Annotated in this window: 11 protein-coding genes; 5 read left to right on the top strand and 6 right to left on the bottom strand. The window is 45.2% G+C overall.

Annotated elements, in window-relative coordinates; genetic code table 11:
* Nucleotides 1–9 precede the first annotated feature (9 nt).
* From B5X68_RS28115 to B5X68_RS28105, 3 genes are read right to left on the bottom strand one after another with little or no spacing between them, the layout of a single operon-like run.
* On the bottom strand, nt 10–426 hold the full coding sequence (locus B5X68_RS28115) for a hypothetical protein (RefSeq protein WP_082218104.1): 417 nt from the start codon (nt 424–426) through the stop codon (nt 10–12).
* A 14-nt stretch (nt 427–440) separates the two neighbouring features.
* Complete coding sequence (locus tag B5X68_RS28110; protein ID WP_082218103.1) at nt 441–1,811, bottom strand: Gfo/Idh/MocA family protein; 1,371 nt, start codon at nt 1,809–1,811, stop codon at nt 441–443.
* Between the two features lie 52 nt (nt 1,812–1,863).
* A complete protein-coding gene (locus B5X68_RS28105; RefSeq protein WP_082218102.1) occupies nt 1,864–2,319 on the bottom strand; it encodes a DUF1016 N-terminal domain-containing protein in 456 nt (151 codons plus the stop codon).
* Between the two features lie 368 nt (nt 2,320–2,687).
* Between B5X68_RS28105 and B5X68_RS28100 the strand changes: the two genes are divergently transcribed.
* From B5X68_RS28100 to B5X68_RS28080, 5 genes are all read left to right on the top strand, one after another.
* The gene (locus B5X68_RS28100; RefSeq protein WP_170916760.1) at nt 2,688–6,875 is read left to right on the top strand and encodes a hybrid sensor histidine kinase/response regulator transcription factor; all 4,188 of its coding nucleotides are present in this window, start codon (nt 2,688–2,690) and stop codon (nt 6,873–6,875) included.
* Nucleotides 6,876–6,909: 34 nt separating this feature from the next.
* Nucleotides 6,910–9,066: a GH92 family glycosyl hydrolase gene (locus tag B5X68_RS28095; RefSeq protein WP_082218100.1), complete on the top strand. Its 2,157-nt coding sequence runs from the start codon at nt 6,910–6,912 to the stop codon at nt 9,064–9,066.
* Nucleotides 9,063–11,132: a glycoside hydrolase family protein gene (locus B5X68_RS28090; protein WP_082218099.1), complete on the top strand. Its 2,070-nt coding sequence runs from the start codon at nt 9,063–9,065 to the stop codon at nt 11,130–11,132. Before B5X68_RS28095 ends, B5X68_RS28090 begins: the two co-directional genes overlap by 4 nt.
* Nucleotides 11,133–11,339: 207 nt before the next feature.
* Nucleotides 11,340–12,152: a 3-keto-disaccharide hydrolase gene (locus tag B5X68_RS28085; RefSeq protein ID WP_082218098.1), complete on the top strand. Its 813-nt coding sequence runs from the start codon at nt 11,340–11,342 to the stop codon at nt 12,150–12,152.
* A gap of 24 nt (nt 12,153–12,176) precedes the next feature.
* A complete protein-coding gene (locus B5X68_RS28080) occupies nt 12,177–12,962 on the top strand; it encodes an SDR family oxidoreductase (protein WP_141110450.1) in 786 nt (261 codons plus the stop codon).
* A gap of 32 nt (nt 12,963–12,994) precedes the next feature.
* Here the strand turns inward: B5X68_RS28080 and B5X68_RS28075 are convergent, their stop codons facing one another.
* The 3 genes from B5X68_RS28075 to B5X68_RS28065 all read right to left on the bottom strand — a co-directional run.
* Nucleotides 12,995–13,987, bottom strand: coding sequence for an alpha/beta hydrolase (locus B5X68_RS28075; RefSeq protein WP_170916759.1), 993 nt, complete (start codon nt 13,985–13,987; stop codon nt 12,995–12,997).
* On the bottom strand, nt 13,953–14,897 hold the full coding sequence (locus B5X68_RS28070) for a helix-turn-helix domain-containing protein (RefSeq protein ID WP_082218095.1): 945 nt from the start codon (nt 14,895–14,897) through the stop codon (nt 13,953–13,955). Before B5X68_RS28070 ends, B5X68_RS28075 begins: the two co-directional genes overlap by 35 nt.
* A 284-nt stretch (nt 14,898–15,181) precedes the next feature.
* The coding region (locus B5X68_RS28065; RefSeq protein ID WP_229208602.1) for a transposase at nt 15,182–15,462 on the bottom strand (281 nt) is incomplete at its 5' end.

Below are 15,462 nucleotides of genomic sequence, written 5' to 3'. Positions count from 1 at the left end.
GGCAAAGGACTACTTAATCTGGATAATGATCTTCTCTTTTTCCATCAGGGAAACCTGTACGGAATATTCAATGAAATCCTGATCCTTATCATAAATAATGCGCAACCGGTCGGGTTGCCTTCCGAGTTCCGACAACCACTTTGCATTCAGGTGGGAAAAGGCATTTTTATCTGTAATGGATATTTCCGATAGCGCCTTCATGGTTCCCAGGTAATAGGTGTACTCGGCAAAAGCATCGGGGTTTTTAGCACTTATGTTGTTTGTTAAGTCCAGAACAATGGTGGCTTTCCAGGGAAAATCCTGCCTGACCATCAGGTAAAACCTTTTGAAGGACAAATTTTTGAGGATGTCCGCTTGACCAACCTTTACATACTCAAATGCATGCCTTCCCAATAACGGCACCGTTTTCAATGTGCTCATTTCCATTTTAGCATGAAGATTTAGACATTTTTATAATCAGGGTGAACCCATGGGCTGCGGTAGGGCCGTGCCAGCAAACCATTTGCTTCTGCGTCACCCACGATCTGGCGCTTTACAGGATCATACACGATGGGCCTGCCGGTTTGCATGGAAATGTTGGCTAACAAGCAACTCGCCGTTGAAATATGGCCCTGCTCAATGTCGGCGACCGGACGCGTGCCGTTTTTGATTGCCGATAAGAAATCTAACATGTGAAGCCGTGTTGCCGGTGCTGCATTCAATTCAATACTCGCTTCTGTAAGATCTTCCGGATACTTTTCTCTTTCATAAATCACATCTTTATGGATTTTCTGTCCGTCCTTTTCCTGAGGAGTGAAATCGTACTTCATCGTGCTCGCCCAAAGTGTGCCTTTATCTCCATAAAGCGTAAATGACCAGGGATATTCGGGGTTATTGGCGCCTCCCCAGGTGCGGTGCTGCCAGACACAGTTAAGTTCCGGGTACTCAAATACAGCGGATTGCGTATCACTAATGTTGGATTTGCCTTCTTTTTGAACATAAATACCTCCCTGTGAAGAGATTTTGGTAGGCCAGCCCAATTGCAGCATCCAGCGAACGGTATCAAACATATGAATGCACATATCGCCCACGATTCCATTGCCATATTCATTAAATGTGCGCCACCAGCGTAGATGCGGAATTCCATCATACGGTCGGAGAGGAGCGGGGCCCGTCCACATTTCGTAATCCAGATAATCGGGAACGGCGCTCACAGGTGGGTTTCCATTGGCGCGCATGTGAATGTAACAGCACATTTCTACGTGTGAGATCTTGCCAAGCAGCCCTTTATCAATGATATTTTTCTTTGCTTCAATCAAATGCGGAGTACTTTTTCGCTGCGTTCCCACCTGCACTACTTTGTTATACTTGCGGGCGGCAGCCACCATTGCTTCACCTTCGAGCACATCCACGCTGATCGGTTTTTGAACATATACATGCGCGCCGGACTTTACAGCTTGAATGGCCATCAAGGCATGCCAGTGATCAGGCGACCCGATCAAGACGATATCCAGTTTATTTTCTGAAAGCAGTTTCTTGTAATCTGAATAAAGCTTTGGCGTTTTTCCAGATTTTTGACGGGTGCTGACCAGCCTGGCGGCGGCGTCAAGCTGGTTTTTGTCCACATCGCAAAGTGCAATCACTTCGACAGGCGCAACCTGAATCAGGCGAAACAAATCGCTTTTTCCATACCACCCGGTTCCAATCAAGGCAACGCGCAGGGGTTCATCAGCACGAAATTCGTCCATTCCGTTGGCACTGAGGGTTGACATCGCAAGTGATGCAGTTGCGCCCTGAATGAAGCGGCGCCGGTTGATGTTAAATGAATTCATATACGAAAAAGGGATTTAGGAGATAGTCTTGGTTAGTTTGGTAGTACTAATGTTAGTGATGATCTGAAACAGTACTTCTTATGTAAGTAAGCATTGCGTTTCTCGACCATCTGTTTTTCGATGACAGCTTTATAAACAAATTTCGCTGATCCGGATTGGTGATCTTGCTGAGCAGCGTAACATGGTGATACCAGGTGATTTGGGTAAGTGTTTTTCTTACAAAACCGGGATCAGGATAGGCTGCTGAAAACTGCCGCATATATTTTAAGTTGCGTAGAGACAAGCCTTTCATTCCCGGAAACGCTCTCCGGAGATCGTCCGCCAGGTGCTCGATGACTTTGGCGCCCCTTCCTGCCACTTTTTGCTGATCAAGGATTGTTTTGCCGATGGTCCAATATAGCAGAATCATTTCTGCATTGGCTGCCAATTCTGATCTCAAAGTGCTTTGATGGATGTTCACTTTTATTTCAGACAACGTTTCGGGGTAGGTGCTGGAGACGACTGTCATTACCTCTGGTTAGGTGATTAAAAGTTATCCATTTGTTGTGGCAAAATTGGTAGCCGCGAGTACTTGGGACATTTTTTTAACCTTGATTTTGTCTAGTTGCTTCGGCAGATATTACAAATTACTGGCTTTTAATGGTTTGAAGAATTACGCAGATGTCCATTTTATTTTGCCAGGCGTACATATTTGCTTAGTGCGGGAGAATATTCCCTAAGCCAAAGACGAAGATAAATTTGTCGCCGGGTGCATATCTTTTGGCTTGCCGTACATTTAATGATCTTGCTCTTGAAGCAGTCAGGTATTAACATGATTTTTGCTTATCGAATATGATTCAGGTGGTAAATGATTGTATAAAAACACGAATGATAAAAATGGCGCGGCTGTTTTTGATGCTGATTTTTGTCAGCATTTCAACTGTCGGCGTTGCGTTTTGTCAGCCGTTTCCTTATAAATTCAATTACCTGACTGTGGACGAGGGCCTGTCGCATACGGATGTAAACGACATTGTGCAGGATGATAAAGGTTACATTTGGCTGGCCACAAATTTTGGTTTGGACCGCTATGACGGATACGCCATCAGAAAGTTTTACAACAGCAATGTGCCGCTCAATAATGCTTTCAAGAACCGTGTCATCAAGCTTTTTCCGGGTGATGATGGCAAAATCTGGCTTAGTACAGAAGGCGGCTTACAATGTTTTAACCCTAAGACCGAAACATTCACAGATTTCAGCATGGGTAAGAACACGTTAACCCCCGTGTTCTGGAATTTTTTCAAACCTGCGGGTGATCTGATTTACGGTTATCTGAATTACACATTTAAAGTTTTTAAGATAAATGGTAATCGCCTGGAAGAGCAAAAGGTCAGTTTGCCAGATGGTGTGCGGTTTTTTGATATGAAACCTGATCGGAAGGGAATCGTTTACTTCGCAAGTGATAAGGGAGTTTGGCGACTGGATGGACAGCGAAAAATTGTGCAGGTTCCTATAAATGGTTTGCCGGACAGGGATTTATCAGGCGTGTTTTTTGACGATCAAAACAATTTACTCGTGGCTGCCGCAAACAATGTATTTGTCGTGCGGCAAAAACAATTGGGAAATATAGGAAAGCAAGGCGATCTTTTTGTAGATAAGCAGGTGGCAGTTCAGGGAGCCAGTATAGTGCACCAAATTTCAGTTGCCAAGAATGGTGACTACTGGATCAACACGCGCAGCGGCCTGACAAGGCTCGACCACCAGCTGAATTTCGTTCAGACAATCCATGAAAAAAGTGCTCCTAACAGCCTGAATTCCAGCACTTCGCTCAGCTCTTTCATTGATCGTTCAAATTGTCTTTGGGTGGGGACTTCGGGTGGCGGCGTTAATTATTGCGATTTGAATCAAAAGCTTTTTTATACCATTCAGCATGTTCCAGGGCAGGTTAACTCATTGAGTGGAAACCACATACGATCGGTACTGGAAGATGGGGATAACCTTTGGATCGGGACAAACGCGAACGGGCTGAATTTATACAATTTGAAAACGCAGCGATTTTCCTTTTACAACACCTACAACACACCCGTCAAATTGAAACATGACGAGGTTACCGCGCTCACTTTTGATAATGACCATAATCTCTGGATCGGCAGCAATGCGGGGATCGACATATTAAAGCCCGACAAGAAGACACTTTGGAAGCCATTGGGATACGATCAATTTCCCCGGATGAATATCACTACGCTTGCCAGAGATTGCTTTGGCAATATCTGGTTTGGTAATCTGGACAAATTGGGCGTGATATGGAAAGATGGGTCTGGCCGGTATTGCGTTAAAATGTATGCGGAGGGGCACTTCATTCTGCCGGATCAAACCAAGCCCCAATTATTGGTTTCCAGTCGCCAGGGTTTGAAGCAATTATTGATTGATAAAGAAGGAAACATCACCAAGGCGTTTTACTACAAAGTATCTGCAAAGCGTGGCGCCCTAAGTTCTGATTACATTACAGCAATCAGCCGCCAGAACGACAGCACTTACTGGGTTGGTACAATCGGAGGCGCGCTGAACCGGTTTTCGCTGAGTGCAAGAGATAATGCTCATACATTCCGCTCCTACGGGGCTGGATACGGCATTTTTTATGATGTTGAAAGCATTGAAACTGATGGCGCAGGAAATATTTGGATGGGTGGCGATGGACTGGAACGGCTGGACCTTGCAAGTGGAAAAGTGATCAGGTATGATAAAAATGACGGTTTACAAGGCAACAGTTTTAAAATCAGGGCTTCGTACAAAGGAGCGGACGGAAGGCTTTATTTTGGCGGTATTAATGGTCTGAATTACTTCTATCCCCAACAGATCAAGGCTAATGGCATCGGGGCAAAGCCGATCCTGACCGATATTCTGATTAATAATAAACGGCCGGTTTACGCCGCTGGTGATTCTTTGCAAAATGCGCTCAATGGGGCGATAGGTTATGGTAATGAATTAAGACTTAATTATTTGCAAAACAATTTCGTGATTGCCTTTTCCGCCATGCATTTTGCCAATCCGATGAAATGTCAATACAGGTACAAACTCATCGGTTTCGACGAAGATTGGAATTATACCGATGGCAAAAGACCGGCCGCGGCATATAGCAACCTGGATTATAAGGGTTACAGGCTGATTGTAGAGGCAACTAATAATGATGGGATTTGGAGTAAAAACCGCGCCAAAATCGCAATTGTGGTTACGCCGCCCTGGTGGAAATCGGATCTTGCAAAATTTGTTTACGCATTGCTGATTTTGTCCGCCATTTCGGGAATTTACATTTACCAGGCAAGATGGTATCGCTTGAAAAGGGAAATGGAGGTGCGTCGGGTCAATGAAAAGAAACGGGAGGAAATCCACACGCAGCGCGAAGCACTTTACCAGCAGCAGCTTGCGTTTTTCACCAACATTTCGCACGAGTTCCGGACTCCGTTAACGCTGATTTTGGGGCCATTGGAAAACCTGATCAGCCAGAACCAAAGTGCCGTCCTGGATAATTCGTACCAACTGATGCTGCGCAATGCGAAAAGGTTGTTCAACCTGATCAGCGAGCTGATGAATTTCCGTAAGGTAGCCGACAGCATGATCAAATTACAGGTACAGCGGTTAAAAATCAATCCGTTTTGCCGGGACCTGATCACCGAGTTTGAGAACGTAGCGGATAGTAAAGACATTGACCTTCAATTTATTGATCATACTGAAAACCAGGCAGACTCGCCACTTGCAGGCCTTTTTGATGTACATATTATCGAAAAAATACTCCTTAACCTTTTGAACAATTCATTCAAATACACCGAGCGGGGAGGACAGGTTTGTTTTGAGATTTTTACGGACATCCGGCATTTTAAACCCTCATTCGATGCTGGCTTTGAACTGCTGAACGAATCGCACCGCGCTGAGAAATACTTGTATTTCCGTGTCGCGGACTCAGGAATCGGCATTTCAAGTGAAACGATTACCCACATTTTTGATCGTTATTACCGTATCAGCCGCGACCATCTTGGTTCGGGCATCGGGTTGGCATTGGTGAAAAGCCTCACCCAATTACATAAAGGCGACATTTACGTTTACAGCGAACGCAACAAAGGGACGGAGATCATCATTGGAATTCCGTTGGGCGATGAAAACTACAGTGAAGCGGAAAAAGCAACTTCGGAAACCGGGCCGGAAGTGCGTCTGGAAACTGTTGATCATTCTGTTTTAACGCCGATGACCGAAGCAAGCAACGAACGAAATTCGGTGCAATCGTCTGCTAATAAGCGCATTCTGATCGTGGATGACAATGAAGAGCTGGGCACTTTCCTCAGGCAGGCATTTGAGAAAAACTACTTCATATACCAGGCCGAAGACGGTAAGACGGCGCTGGAAATTGCCATTGAAAAAGTGCCTGACCTGATCATCAGTGATGTCATGATGCCCGTCATGAACGGGATCGAGCTTTGTAAAGCAGTGAAAGAACGGTTTGAAACCAGTCACATTCCATTCATCATTCTGTCTGCAAAAGATGCGCTGGCTACCAAGATCAAGGGAATGGAATCGGGAGCTGACTATTATTTTGCCAAGCCGCTGAGCATTGATCTGCTGCTGCTTACGGTCCACAATATTTTTGAGCAGAGCGCTAAACTGAAAGCAAGATTTACGAATAATTATCTCGCAGAGGCTACCGAGCTCGTGCATTCCGAAAAGGACAAGTCCTTTTTTCAAACACTTCTGATCCTCATAGAAGACAACATTGAAGATCCCGAGCTGGATGTTGACTTTTTATGCAAGCATCTGTATATCAGTCGCACCAAGCTTTATCAAAAGATTAAAAGCATTACCGATCAATCGGTTGGTGATTTCATCCGGACTGTTCGGCTTAAAAAGGCGATCCAGATCATGACGCACGAGGACATTCCATTAAGCAAAGTTGTGGAAAGAATTGGCTTGCAAAGCAGTTCGAGTTTTTCCAAAATTTTCAAAAAGGAATATGGAAAATCGCCATTGCAATTTATGCAGTCGCTACGGCAAAATGCTGACTCAAAAACGGATTTAAATACACCACTGACAAATAATTAACTCACAAAAAAGAAAGCCAAAAACACAATCCGCAATGACTAATAAACTACTGAGGACGATTTTTCCGATTGCAATCATCATGCTGGCAGCCTGCAACAACATTCAGGCGCAAACCAAAGAAGTCTATACCAAATATGTAAACACATTCATTGGCACCGCTCCTTTGACCGACCCCAAAATATTGGGTTATAAACTGCCGGAAGGCTGGCGGTCTTGGGCCGGGTTGACGTTTCCGGGCAGTTCGCTGCCCAATGCCATGGTGCAGCTGAGCCCGATGACGGAATATGGCTCGGGCGCGGGTTACGAATATGAAGATTCATTGATACTCGCTTTTACGCACACCAATAAGGGACATTGGAACCTTTGCAACATTCCGGTTTTGCCGTTGTCGAATCCCGGTTCAAAGTTCGGTTCGCGGTTTAGTCACAAAAAGGAAAGCGCCTCGCCGGGGTTTTATCAGGTTTATCTGGATGATTATCAGGTGAATGTAAAGCTGACTTCTACATTGCGTGCTGGATTTCATCAGTATGAATACAAAAACGCGAAGGATAGGCAAATTCTTTTTGATCTGGCCAAAGCCAATAACAAAATCTCAAACTGGAACATTGAAAAGGTCGGTGACAATTTAGTGCAAGGTTATCAGCAAACAGGCGAGAAAATTTACTTTTATGCAAGCCTGAATACGAACATTGAAAGGCTGGAAGAAAAAGAGGAGGGTGCCAAGACCGGTTATGCGATCATTCATTTGGTAGATGGGAAAGCGCCAGTCGAGCTCAAAATCGGCATTTCGTTTGTAAGTATTGCGAATGCAAAGGAAAATCTGGAAAAGGAAATTGGCACACAAACATTTAACCAGATCCGCAACGAGGCCACCGGCAAGTGGGAGACACTGCTATCTTCGATCCAGGTAAAAGGTGGAACGGATAAGCAAAAACAAATGCTTTATTCCAGTTTGTACCGGTCGTTTCTCTGGCCAGCATTGCGCAGTGACGTGAATGGGGAGTTTACTGATTCCAAAAAGCAGGTTGCGAGAACAGGCTTCGATTATTATACAGAACCCTCACTATGGGACACTTACCGTAATAAAGATGTGCTGCTGGGACTGATTTCGCCAAAAGTTACATTGGATGTAATCAAATCGATGAAGGATGTCGGCGATAAAAAGGGCTTTATTCCAACATTCTTTCACGGCGATCACGGCGCATCGTCCATTGCAGGGGCTTACTTGCGTGGAATCACTGATTTTGATATAAAAGTCACATATGAAATCCTGCTAAAAAACGCCAATGTTGAAGGCGGAGCGCGACCCTACATTAAGGAGTACAAGGCATTGGGATTCATTCCCGATCCCGACATTGCTAATCCGGAAGTGGAGACCAAAGCTGCGGCAGGCGTTTCCAAAACGCTGGAATATTCCTATGATGACTATTCTGTGGCGCAAATCGCCAAAAGCCTGGGCGACTCGGCGAACTACAAAATGCTGATGGCGCGGTCGAAAAATTATAAAAATATGTTCGATCCCTCGACCAGATTCATGCGCGGGAAATTGGCCAATGGACAGTGGATCAAGCCATTTGACCCGCAATATCCTTATTACGAATACATGTATCGCGAGGCAAACGCGTGGCAGGTTTCATTCTTTGCACCGCACGATATGCCCGGCTTGATCGCATTGTATGGTGGCCCGAAAGGTTTCGAATCCAAGCTGGATTCACTTTTTACCGTTCCTTGGAATCCAAATCACATTGCACGGAACATTGAAACAATGGTCGGCCAATATTGCCACGGCAACCAGCCAGATCACGAGGCGCCGTTTTCTTATCACTTTATCGGCAAGCCTGAAAAATCGCAAAAGCAGCTCGATAACATTCTCAATAATTTGTATGGGATAGGGGAGAATGGTCTGGCACTTTGCGGGATGGATGATGCAGGCGAAATGTCTGCCTGGTATGTATTTACGGCGCTGGGTTTATATCCTTTTTCTGCGACCGATCCTGAGTATCTGGTAACTGTTCCGCTGTTTGACGAAGTAAAATGGAGAACCAGTAACGGGAAGGTCATTACAATTAAAAAGCCGGGAAGTGGCAGAGCATTGACAGCAGTAAAAGTGAATAGAAAGGAAATAAAAGGTTATTTTGTTCCGCATGAATTGTTTAATACTGGTGGGGAAATTGAGATTGTGACTCGATGAAAAAAAAGCTAATGCATTATTTGCTGGTCGCACTGGCAATCACCAGCAGCTTGTTTTTAACCGGCTGTGCCGTTAAACGGCAACCTGCACAAATTTTATTGCGCTCTTCTCCCTGGCATTTTTCACAGGGCTCAGCACTGAGTACGCTTTCCGCGGAAAAACCGGCCGGAACGTTCAAGGCACCTTCCGATAGCAGCAGTTTCACTATTAAAATGAAGGTCACCTTCAAATCGGACATTATCTCTAGGACGCTTCTTGACATTCCCGGAGTGCTGAATGTGAAGACTTTCCAACACGATGTGAAGGATCGGAAACGTCAAAATTATCCTGTTTTTTCGAGGCCTGATGGTTCTGTTCCAGTATTGGAAGCCGCGCTCCGGCTACATTCGCCTACCGAACCGAAAGGTCCGCAAGATATGCCTATTGGAATTCCTTTGGCAATGCTGGAAAAATTCGAAGGAGAACATGAGATCATACTTCATTTCTCCGGTGTTCGATGGGCATTGTATGTTGACAATGAGCTTCTTGACAACGATTTTCCATTAGGCTATCCAAAATGGGGAAAGCAAAGCTCCTGGAAAATAGACCCTGAAATTGTTTCCAAAGCCGAGATTTTTTTCCCAGGTATTGAGCCGCAGCAAATCGTACTGAAAAAACCCCGGGTTTCGAATGAGATTCAGTACTGGACACCCCAAGGGCATAATACCTGGGTGGGCGATGTTGCTACCTTTTATCACCAGGGGCGCTATCATCTGTTTTATTTGTTTGATCGCCGTGGTCACGCCAGCAAATTTGGAAAAGGTGCCCATTACTTCGAACACATTTCAACAACCGACTTTAAAACCTGGACCGAACATGAAGCCGCGACCCCGATAGAGGAGCAATGGGAAACATTCGGAACCGGTACGCCGTTTATTTTTAATAATAAACTTTCGCTGAGCTACGGCCTGCATACCACACGGATTTATCCCAAAGAACAAACCTCTTTGCCCCTGCAATGGGATTTCTACGATAAGCATGGAGTAACCGGCTCCTTCCGATACGACACCATTCCACGCTATCCGGCCGGATCCACGTATTCTGTCAGCGAAGATGGTATCAGCCATTTCAAAAAGACTAAAATCTTATTTCATCCCTGCGAAAACCCAAGTGTCTACACCGATCCCGAGGGACGCCTGCGCATGTTGGCGAACTACGGCGCAAAGGGAACCTGGGAGTCCAAATCCATTAACGGCGGTTGGAAATCTGTAAATCCAAACTTTCCGCCGGGAGGCGACTGCACATTCTTTTTTCGCTGGGGCAATTATGATTATGTGATCGGGGGCTTCACCGGGTTTTGGTCAAAGCCGGCAAGTGCGGACGAAGATCAATTTGTGGATGGCGTTAAGGCAGGTCTGGATTTTTACAATGGCATGAATGTTCCAGCTGTTACAGAAATAAAGGACGGCCGCTTCCTTTTGGCCGGCTGGATCCCTATGGCGGGATGGGGCGGAGCATTGACGATCCATGAAATGATACAATTCCCTGATGGCAGGATTGGGACTAAATGGATGGAAGAAATTATCCCGGCGACAGAAAAGGAAAGATTGTTGGCGAAAGAAATTTACGAGACTTCCGCTTTTGCAACCGGAGCTCCCTCATTCCTTTTAACATTTGATGTAGAACCGGGCACCGATTTAACTGGAAAAATAGGGCCGCTTCTGCTGGGCGCTGACGGCGAAAACCATGCCTGTGAAGTACAGATTAGGCCAAAGGCAGGGAAGGCACAATATGGAAAGGGACAACTTCAAAACTTCGCAAATGTCGAAAAATCATTACGTGAGGGAGGCTCTCCAAGTGGTGCGCGCAATTATGCAATAGAAAATTTGACAAATACAGATAAGCCGTTTCTCGTTCGCATGATCGTCAAGTATGACGCTAAGTTTGGCGGTTCACTGATCGATACTGAAATTGCTGGCCAGCGCACCATGATCGCTTTTCGCCCGGAACTGAAGGTTGAAAAAATCCTGCTTAGGTCAGAGGGAACCGGAATCGAGAATATCAGAATAGCAGCATTAAAATATTGAAGTCTCTCCTGAAATCAACAGTTTGTAATATTTAAACAGATGGGTTCCAGCTAATTTCATATTACCTTGACCATAGTTTCTAAGCATCTTTGTCACCGATGATATGGCCGTTTTGTGGACCCACCGACCCGGCGTATGCATCAATGGTTCTCAAAAAGCCAGTTTCAATCAGAGCATTCCCATAATCCATTTCTCAATTTCGCTTGTATGAAGTTATTCGCAGTAATGTTATTTCTGCTCGTCGCCGGTGGCCTAAAAGCTCAGACTAAATCCTCAAAGACTCTCTTCAACGGCAAGGATCTGACCGGCTGGGAGACCTATCTCGACGCCGGTCAGCGCGTAAAAGGCTCTCCAATCGGTTTAAATAAAGATCCAAACCAAGTGTTCTCGGTGGTTATAGAGGATGGAAAACCTGCGATACGCATTTCAGGCGAAACTTTTGGGGCAATCACCACTTTAGACACATTTGAGAATTACCATTTACGTTTACATTTTAAATGGGGCAAGAAAAAATGGCCCCCCAAGTTGAGCCAGCCGCGTGACAGCGGATTGCTTTTTCACAGCGTCGGCGACTACGGTTCGTCTTTTCTTTGGAAAGAATCGTTTGAATTTCAAATTCAGGAAGGTGATTGCGGCGATTATTGGGGCGTATCAGATGTGTTGGCGAACATTGAGTCCGAGAAAAATGAAAAAGGTATATACGCATACCGCATGGATGCGCCGATAGTGACGTTTAAGGATAAAACCCCAGTAGGTCGGTCTTGCCTCAAAAGTATTGATAACGAGCTGAAATCCGGCGAATGGAATACGATCGATCTATATTGTTTGGGAGGAACTGCCATGCATGTTATCAATGGCAAGGTAAACATGGTACTGAATAACACACGGCATGTCGTTGGCGGACGGGAAGAGCCTTTGACAAAAGGGCAGATTCAACTTCAATCGGAGGGTGCGGAAATATTTTACCGTGACCTAACAGTGGAGCCAATTACGGAAATGCCAAAAGGTTTGTTAAAATAAATTGGTCATTAAACATCCATGGGGATGTCCATAGTACATAATATTGTCAGAACGCCAGTGATCCTTATAACGGGTGGCTCAAAAGGGATTGGGCTTGCCTGCGCAAAAAAATTTTATGAAGATGGTGCCCAAGTGATAATTAGCGCGCGCAACCAGGAAAATATTGATCGTGCATTAGAACAACTTCCTGGTGCTTCTGGATTTGCCGCTGATTTAAGCGAAGAAATGGATGCTGCATTTTTGGTTGAACGCATTGAAAGGGAGATCGGCCCAATAGAAGTGTTGGTAAATTCTGCCGGTGCAGCGAGACGCACGTCGCCGGAGGATCTCACTCCTGCATTATGGCGAGCGGCAATGGATGCAAAGTACTTTACAACAATCAACATCCTGGATCCCGTTGTTAAGCTAATGGCTTCGCGTAAAAAAGGAGTAATCATTAACATCATTGGTGCCGGAGGCAAGGTTGCAAACCCGATCCACCTGGCAGGCGGCGCGGCTAATGCAGCCTTAATGTTGGCAACGGCAGGGCTTGGCAGTGCATATGCAAATTCAGGGGTTCGTATAATCGGAGTAAGTCCGGGATCCACTGAAACCGATCGGGTTAATGAAGGATTGGCAGCCGAGGCCAGGCACAGCGGAATCTCCATTGAGGAGGCGAAAACACAGCTAATCAAAAATATTCCGATTGGAAGGATGGCCCAGCCGGAGGATATCGCTGAGCTGGTAGTATTCCTGGCCTCCAATAAAGCCAGCTATATCACCGGTATAAACATTACGATGGACGGTGGCCAGACTCCGGTTGTCATTTGATGTAGGAGCTTTGGATTTTGGTTTGCGAAAGCTCACCGGTTTAACACACTCCGTATGGCTCTCAACAATAGTTCATCAGCAAACTTTAGTTCTTCGGAGCTGTTAGGTAATCCTAACAAACAATGGATCTGTCCTGGAAAGCAATGGGTCCAAACCTGAACTCCGGCCCTTTGCAGACGCTGCGCATATTTTTGCCCTTCATCTCGAAGCGGGTCAAACTCGGCCGTGAGTACTAATGCCGGTGGTAAACCGCGCAAATCTTGCCGGTTAATAGGTCCGATTTCCGGATTATTCAAATCTTCTTTCGGTGCGTAAGCCTGGATCGTGTATTCACTGAATGCTTTTGTTTGAAAATATCCGGAAGCGTATTGCTGAAATGAATTGTAGCGGGCATTGTTCCGCGCATTGTCTGTGGATGGGCAATTGAGCACCTGCAATTTTATATGCCCGGATATTCCATCGATCAGCGCCTTTTGGCAAACCACGGCTGCTAAGTTTCCACCGGCACTTAATCCTTCGACAATAATCTTCGCCGTATCGCCGCCAAATGTTTGGCCATGTTCGCTTATCCATTTATAGGCATTATAAGAATCATCAACGGCAGCAGGGAAGGGGTATTCCGGGGCGATCCGATAGTCAACTGCCACAACGATAGCGTTGAAAGCTTTCGCCTGCCGCCAGCACTCATATTGCATAAACGGCAACAAAGGTGTTACAAAACCGCCAGGATGGTAATAAATAATGATTGGTAAACCAGTCTTATGCAACGGATTAAAGACTTGAATTGGAATACTGTCAGTGGTGACTTTCAGTATTTGCATATCCGTTTGCGGAAATGGCGTCACAGGAATCCGTACGTCCCGTATTTTCTCCACGGAAGCAGTTGGAAAGCCAGGTAAGTCGCGCAGGACCGTTTTCAATGCGCGCGCTACGCGGGGATCGAGCCATCCTGTGTTGCAGGTTTGCGCCTGAACAATAGTAAGTGAAATACTAAGTGCCAGGAGTAAGGGGATTAACGTTTTCATCTTTCCAGCTTTTTTGTAAATGTGGGGCATTTACAACTTTGGCTGGTGGTAAAAATGCGACAAGTTTGGTCGTCAACGATGAATCCTGCAAGCCAAAACGACGTTCAGGTGCGTCGTCTTCCTCATTCATATAGATTGTTGGTGTAACGCCTGCTAAATCTTTAAAATCTTTGGCCAAATGCTGATAATCATGGTAGTGACAATAGAGGGCAATGCTAAACCAATCGAGGTCGGGATGGTGATATTTCAAACTAAAAGCTTTCGTCATCCTGGCAACTCGGGCGAAGAGTTTGGGACTGATCCCCATTCGCTCCTTGAACAAACGTTCAAACTGGCGGGGACTAAAACAGCTGGTTTCGGCTAACGCTAGCACAGAGGAATCTTCTGGGCGCTGGATTAAAAGATTTGTAACAGCATCAATAGAATGGGCATCTCTTACAATGTTGGAAGTCAGGCCTAATAAGAGTTTTTCGACAATATCAATCATCTCCTGAGCAGACTCAGCACTGCTAAGTCTTTTGTTGACCCTTCTTATTTCTTTTGATAAAATATATTCTGCATCAATGAATGTATTGGTCAGTTCTGTAAATGGCATCCCTATCAAACGATAGAGCACGCCTGGCTTTAAATTAACCAGAAGTACACAGAATTCCGGACCGTTCAGGTGACGATTGGTTCGCTGTGAGTATTGGCCGATGATGGCTGAGCGTGGACGCTTTGTCATCGTATTAGTAACCAGATTTTCTTCCGATTCACTTCCCCGAGGAAAAAATGCCAGCGTCTGTTCCGGGCGTGGAGCGTAAGGTTTGAAGGGAATGGAATTGCCGTCACCAAAAGTAAAATGCCGTAGTTGATAGCTCTGCACAAATGGTTGCAGTTGTTGTTGCGGAATATATTCTTGGCAGATCATCAGCAATTGAATTTATTTGCCAAAAGGGCAGCGGTATATCATCTGCAAATTATTATAATGAAAGTATTAAAGATAATAAAATACAAAGTTGCTTTGAAGCAATTCACAAAGATAAAGCTATCCGTCCGGCAGTTAGTTCTAATCTACTATGCAGGTACTACCTGACCTTGCTTTAAGATTCATTTTGTAACCGCTACGGGCGTTTCGCAAATTCGGTGGTGGCCGTTGCGGAACTATCCTGACAAATGAATTTGAGGAATTCTAAAATCTGACTTGTGAGATTCTCAAAATTTCAAGGTAAAAGCAATCGAGGACTTCAAAAATGCGCTGATTAAGTGCGCAACGGTCTCTACTGCTGCACTATTTGTCAATTTCCTTTTAAATGTTTTGAGATACTTTTTAAGATTGAAGCAGGTCGCAGCCATTAGCATTACCTTATGTGCCGAGGCTTTTCCTAGAACATTTATTTTGCTTAATCCGTAATAATGAACCAGGCTTCCAAAGACCGGCTCTACCGTACTTTGCCGGACTTGTTTCATCCGTTTCCCTCGCCTGCTTAGTTGTC

This window comes from Dyadobacter psychrophilus (assembly GCF_900167945.1).
GTDB lineage: Bacteria > Bacteroidota > Bacteroidia > Cytophagales > Spirosomataceae > Dyadobacter > Dyadobacter psychrophilus.
Note: the sequence above shows the minus strand (reverse complement) of the source record. Positions and strands in the feature narration are given on the sequence as shown.

What these genes read in the sequence shown, in the direction of transcription:
- B5X68_RS28115 (WP_082218104.1), bottom strand. Translation starts at nt 426, where the DNA reads ATGGAAATGAGCACATTGAAAACGGTGCCGTTATTGGGAAGGCATGCA.
- B5X68_RS28075 (WP_170916759.1), bottom strand. Translation starts at nt 13,987, where the DNA reads ATGAAAACGTTAATCCCCTTACTCCTGGCACTTAGTATTTCACTTACT.
- B5X68_RS28080 (WP_141110450.1), top strand. Translation starts at nt 12,177, where the DNA reads ATGTCCATAGTACATAATATTGTCAGAACGCCAGTGATCCTTATAACG.
- B5X68_RS28070 (WP_082218095.1), bottom strand. Translation starts at nt 14,897, where the DNA reads ATGATCTGCCAAGAATATATTCCGCAACAACAACTGCAACCATTTGTG.
- B5X68_RS28095 (WP_082218100.1), top strand. Translation starts at nt 6,910, where the DNA reads ATGACTAATAAACTACTGAGGACGATTTTTCCGATTGCAATCATCATG.
- B5X68_RS28105 (WP_082218102.1), bottom strand. Translation starts at nt 2,319, where the DNA reads ATGACAGTCGTCTCCAGCACCTACCCCGAAACGTTGTCTGAAATAAAA.
- B5X68_RS28110 (WP_082218103.1), bottom strand. Translation starts at nt 1,811, where the DNA reads ATGAATTCATTTAACATCAACCGGCGCCGCTTCATTCAGGGCGCAACT.
- B5X68_RS28100 (WP_170916760.1), top strand. Translation starts at nt 2,688, where the DNA reads ATGGCGCGGCTGTTTTTGATGCTGATTTTTGTCAGCATTTCAACTGTC.
- B5X68_RS28085 (WP_082218098.1), top strand. Translation starts at nt 11,340, where the DNA reads ATGAAGTTATTCGCAGTAATGTTATTTCTGCTCGTCGCCGGTGGCCTA.
- B5X68_RS28090 (WP_082218099.1), top strand. Translation starts at nt 9,063, where the DNA reads ATGAAAAAAAAGCTAATGCATTATTTGCTGGTCGCACTGGCAATCACC.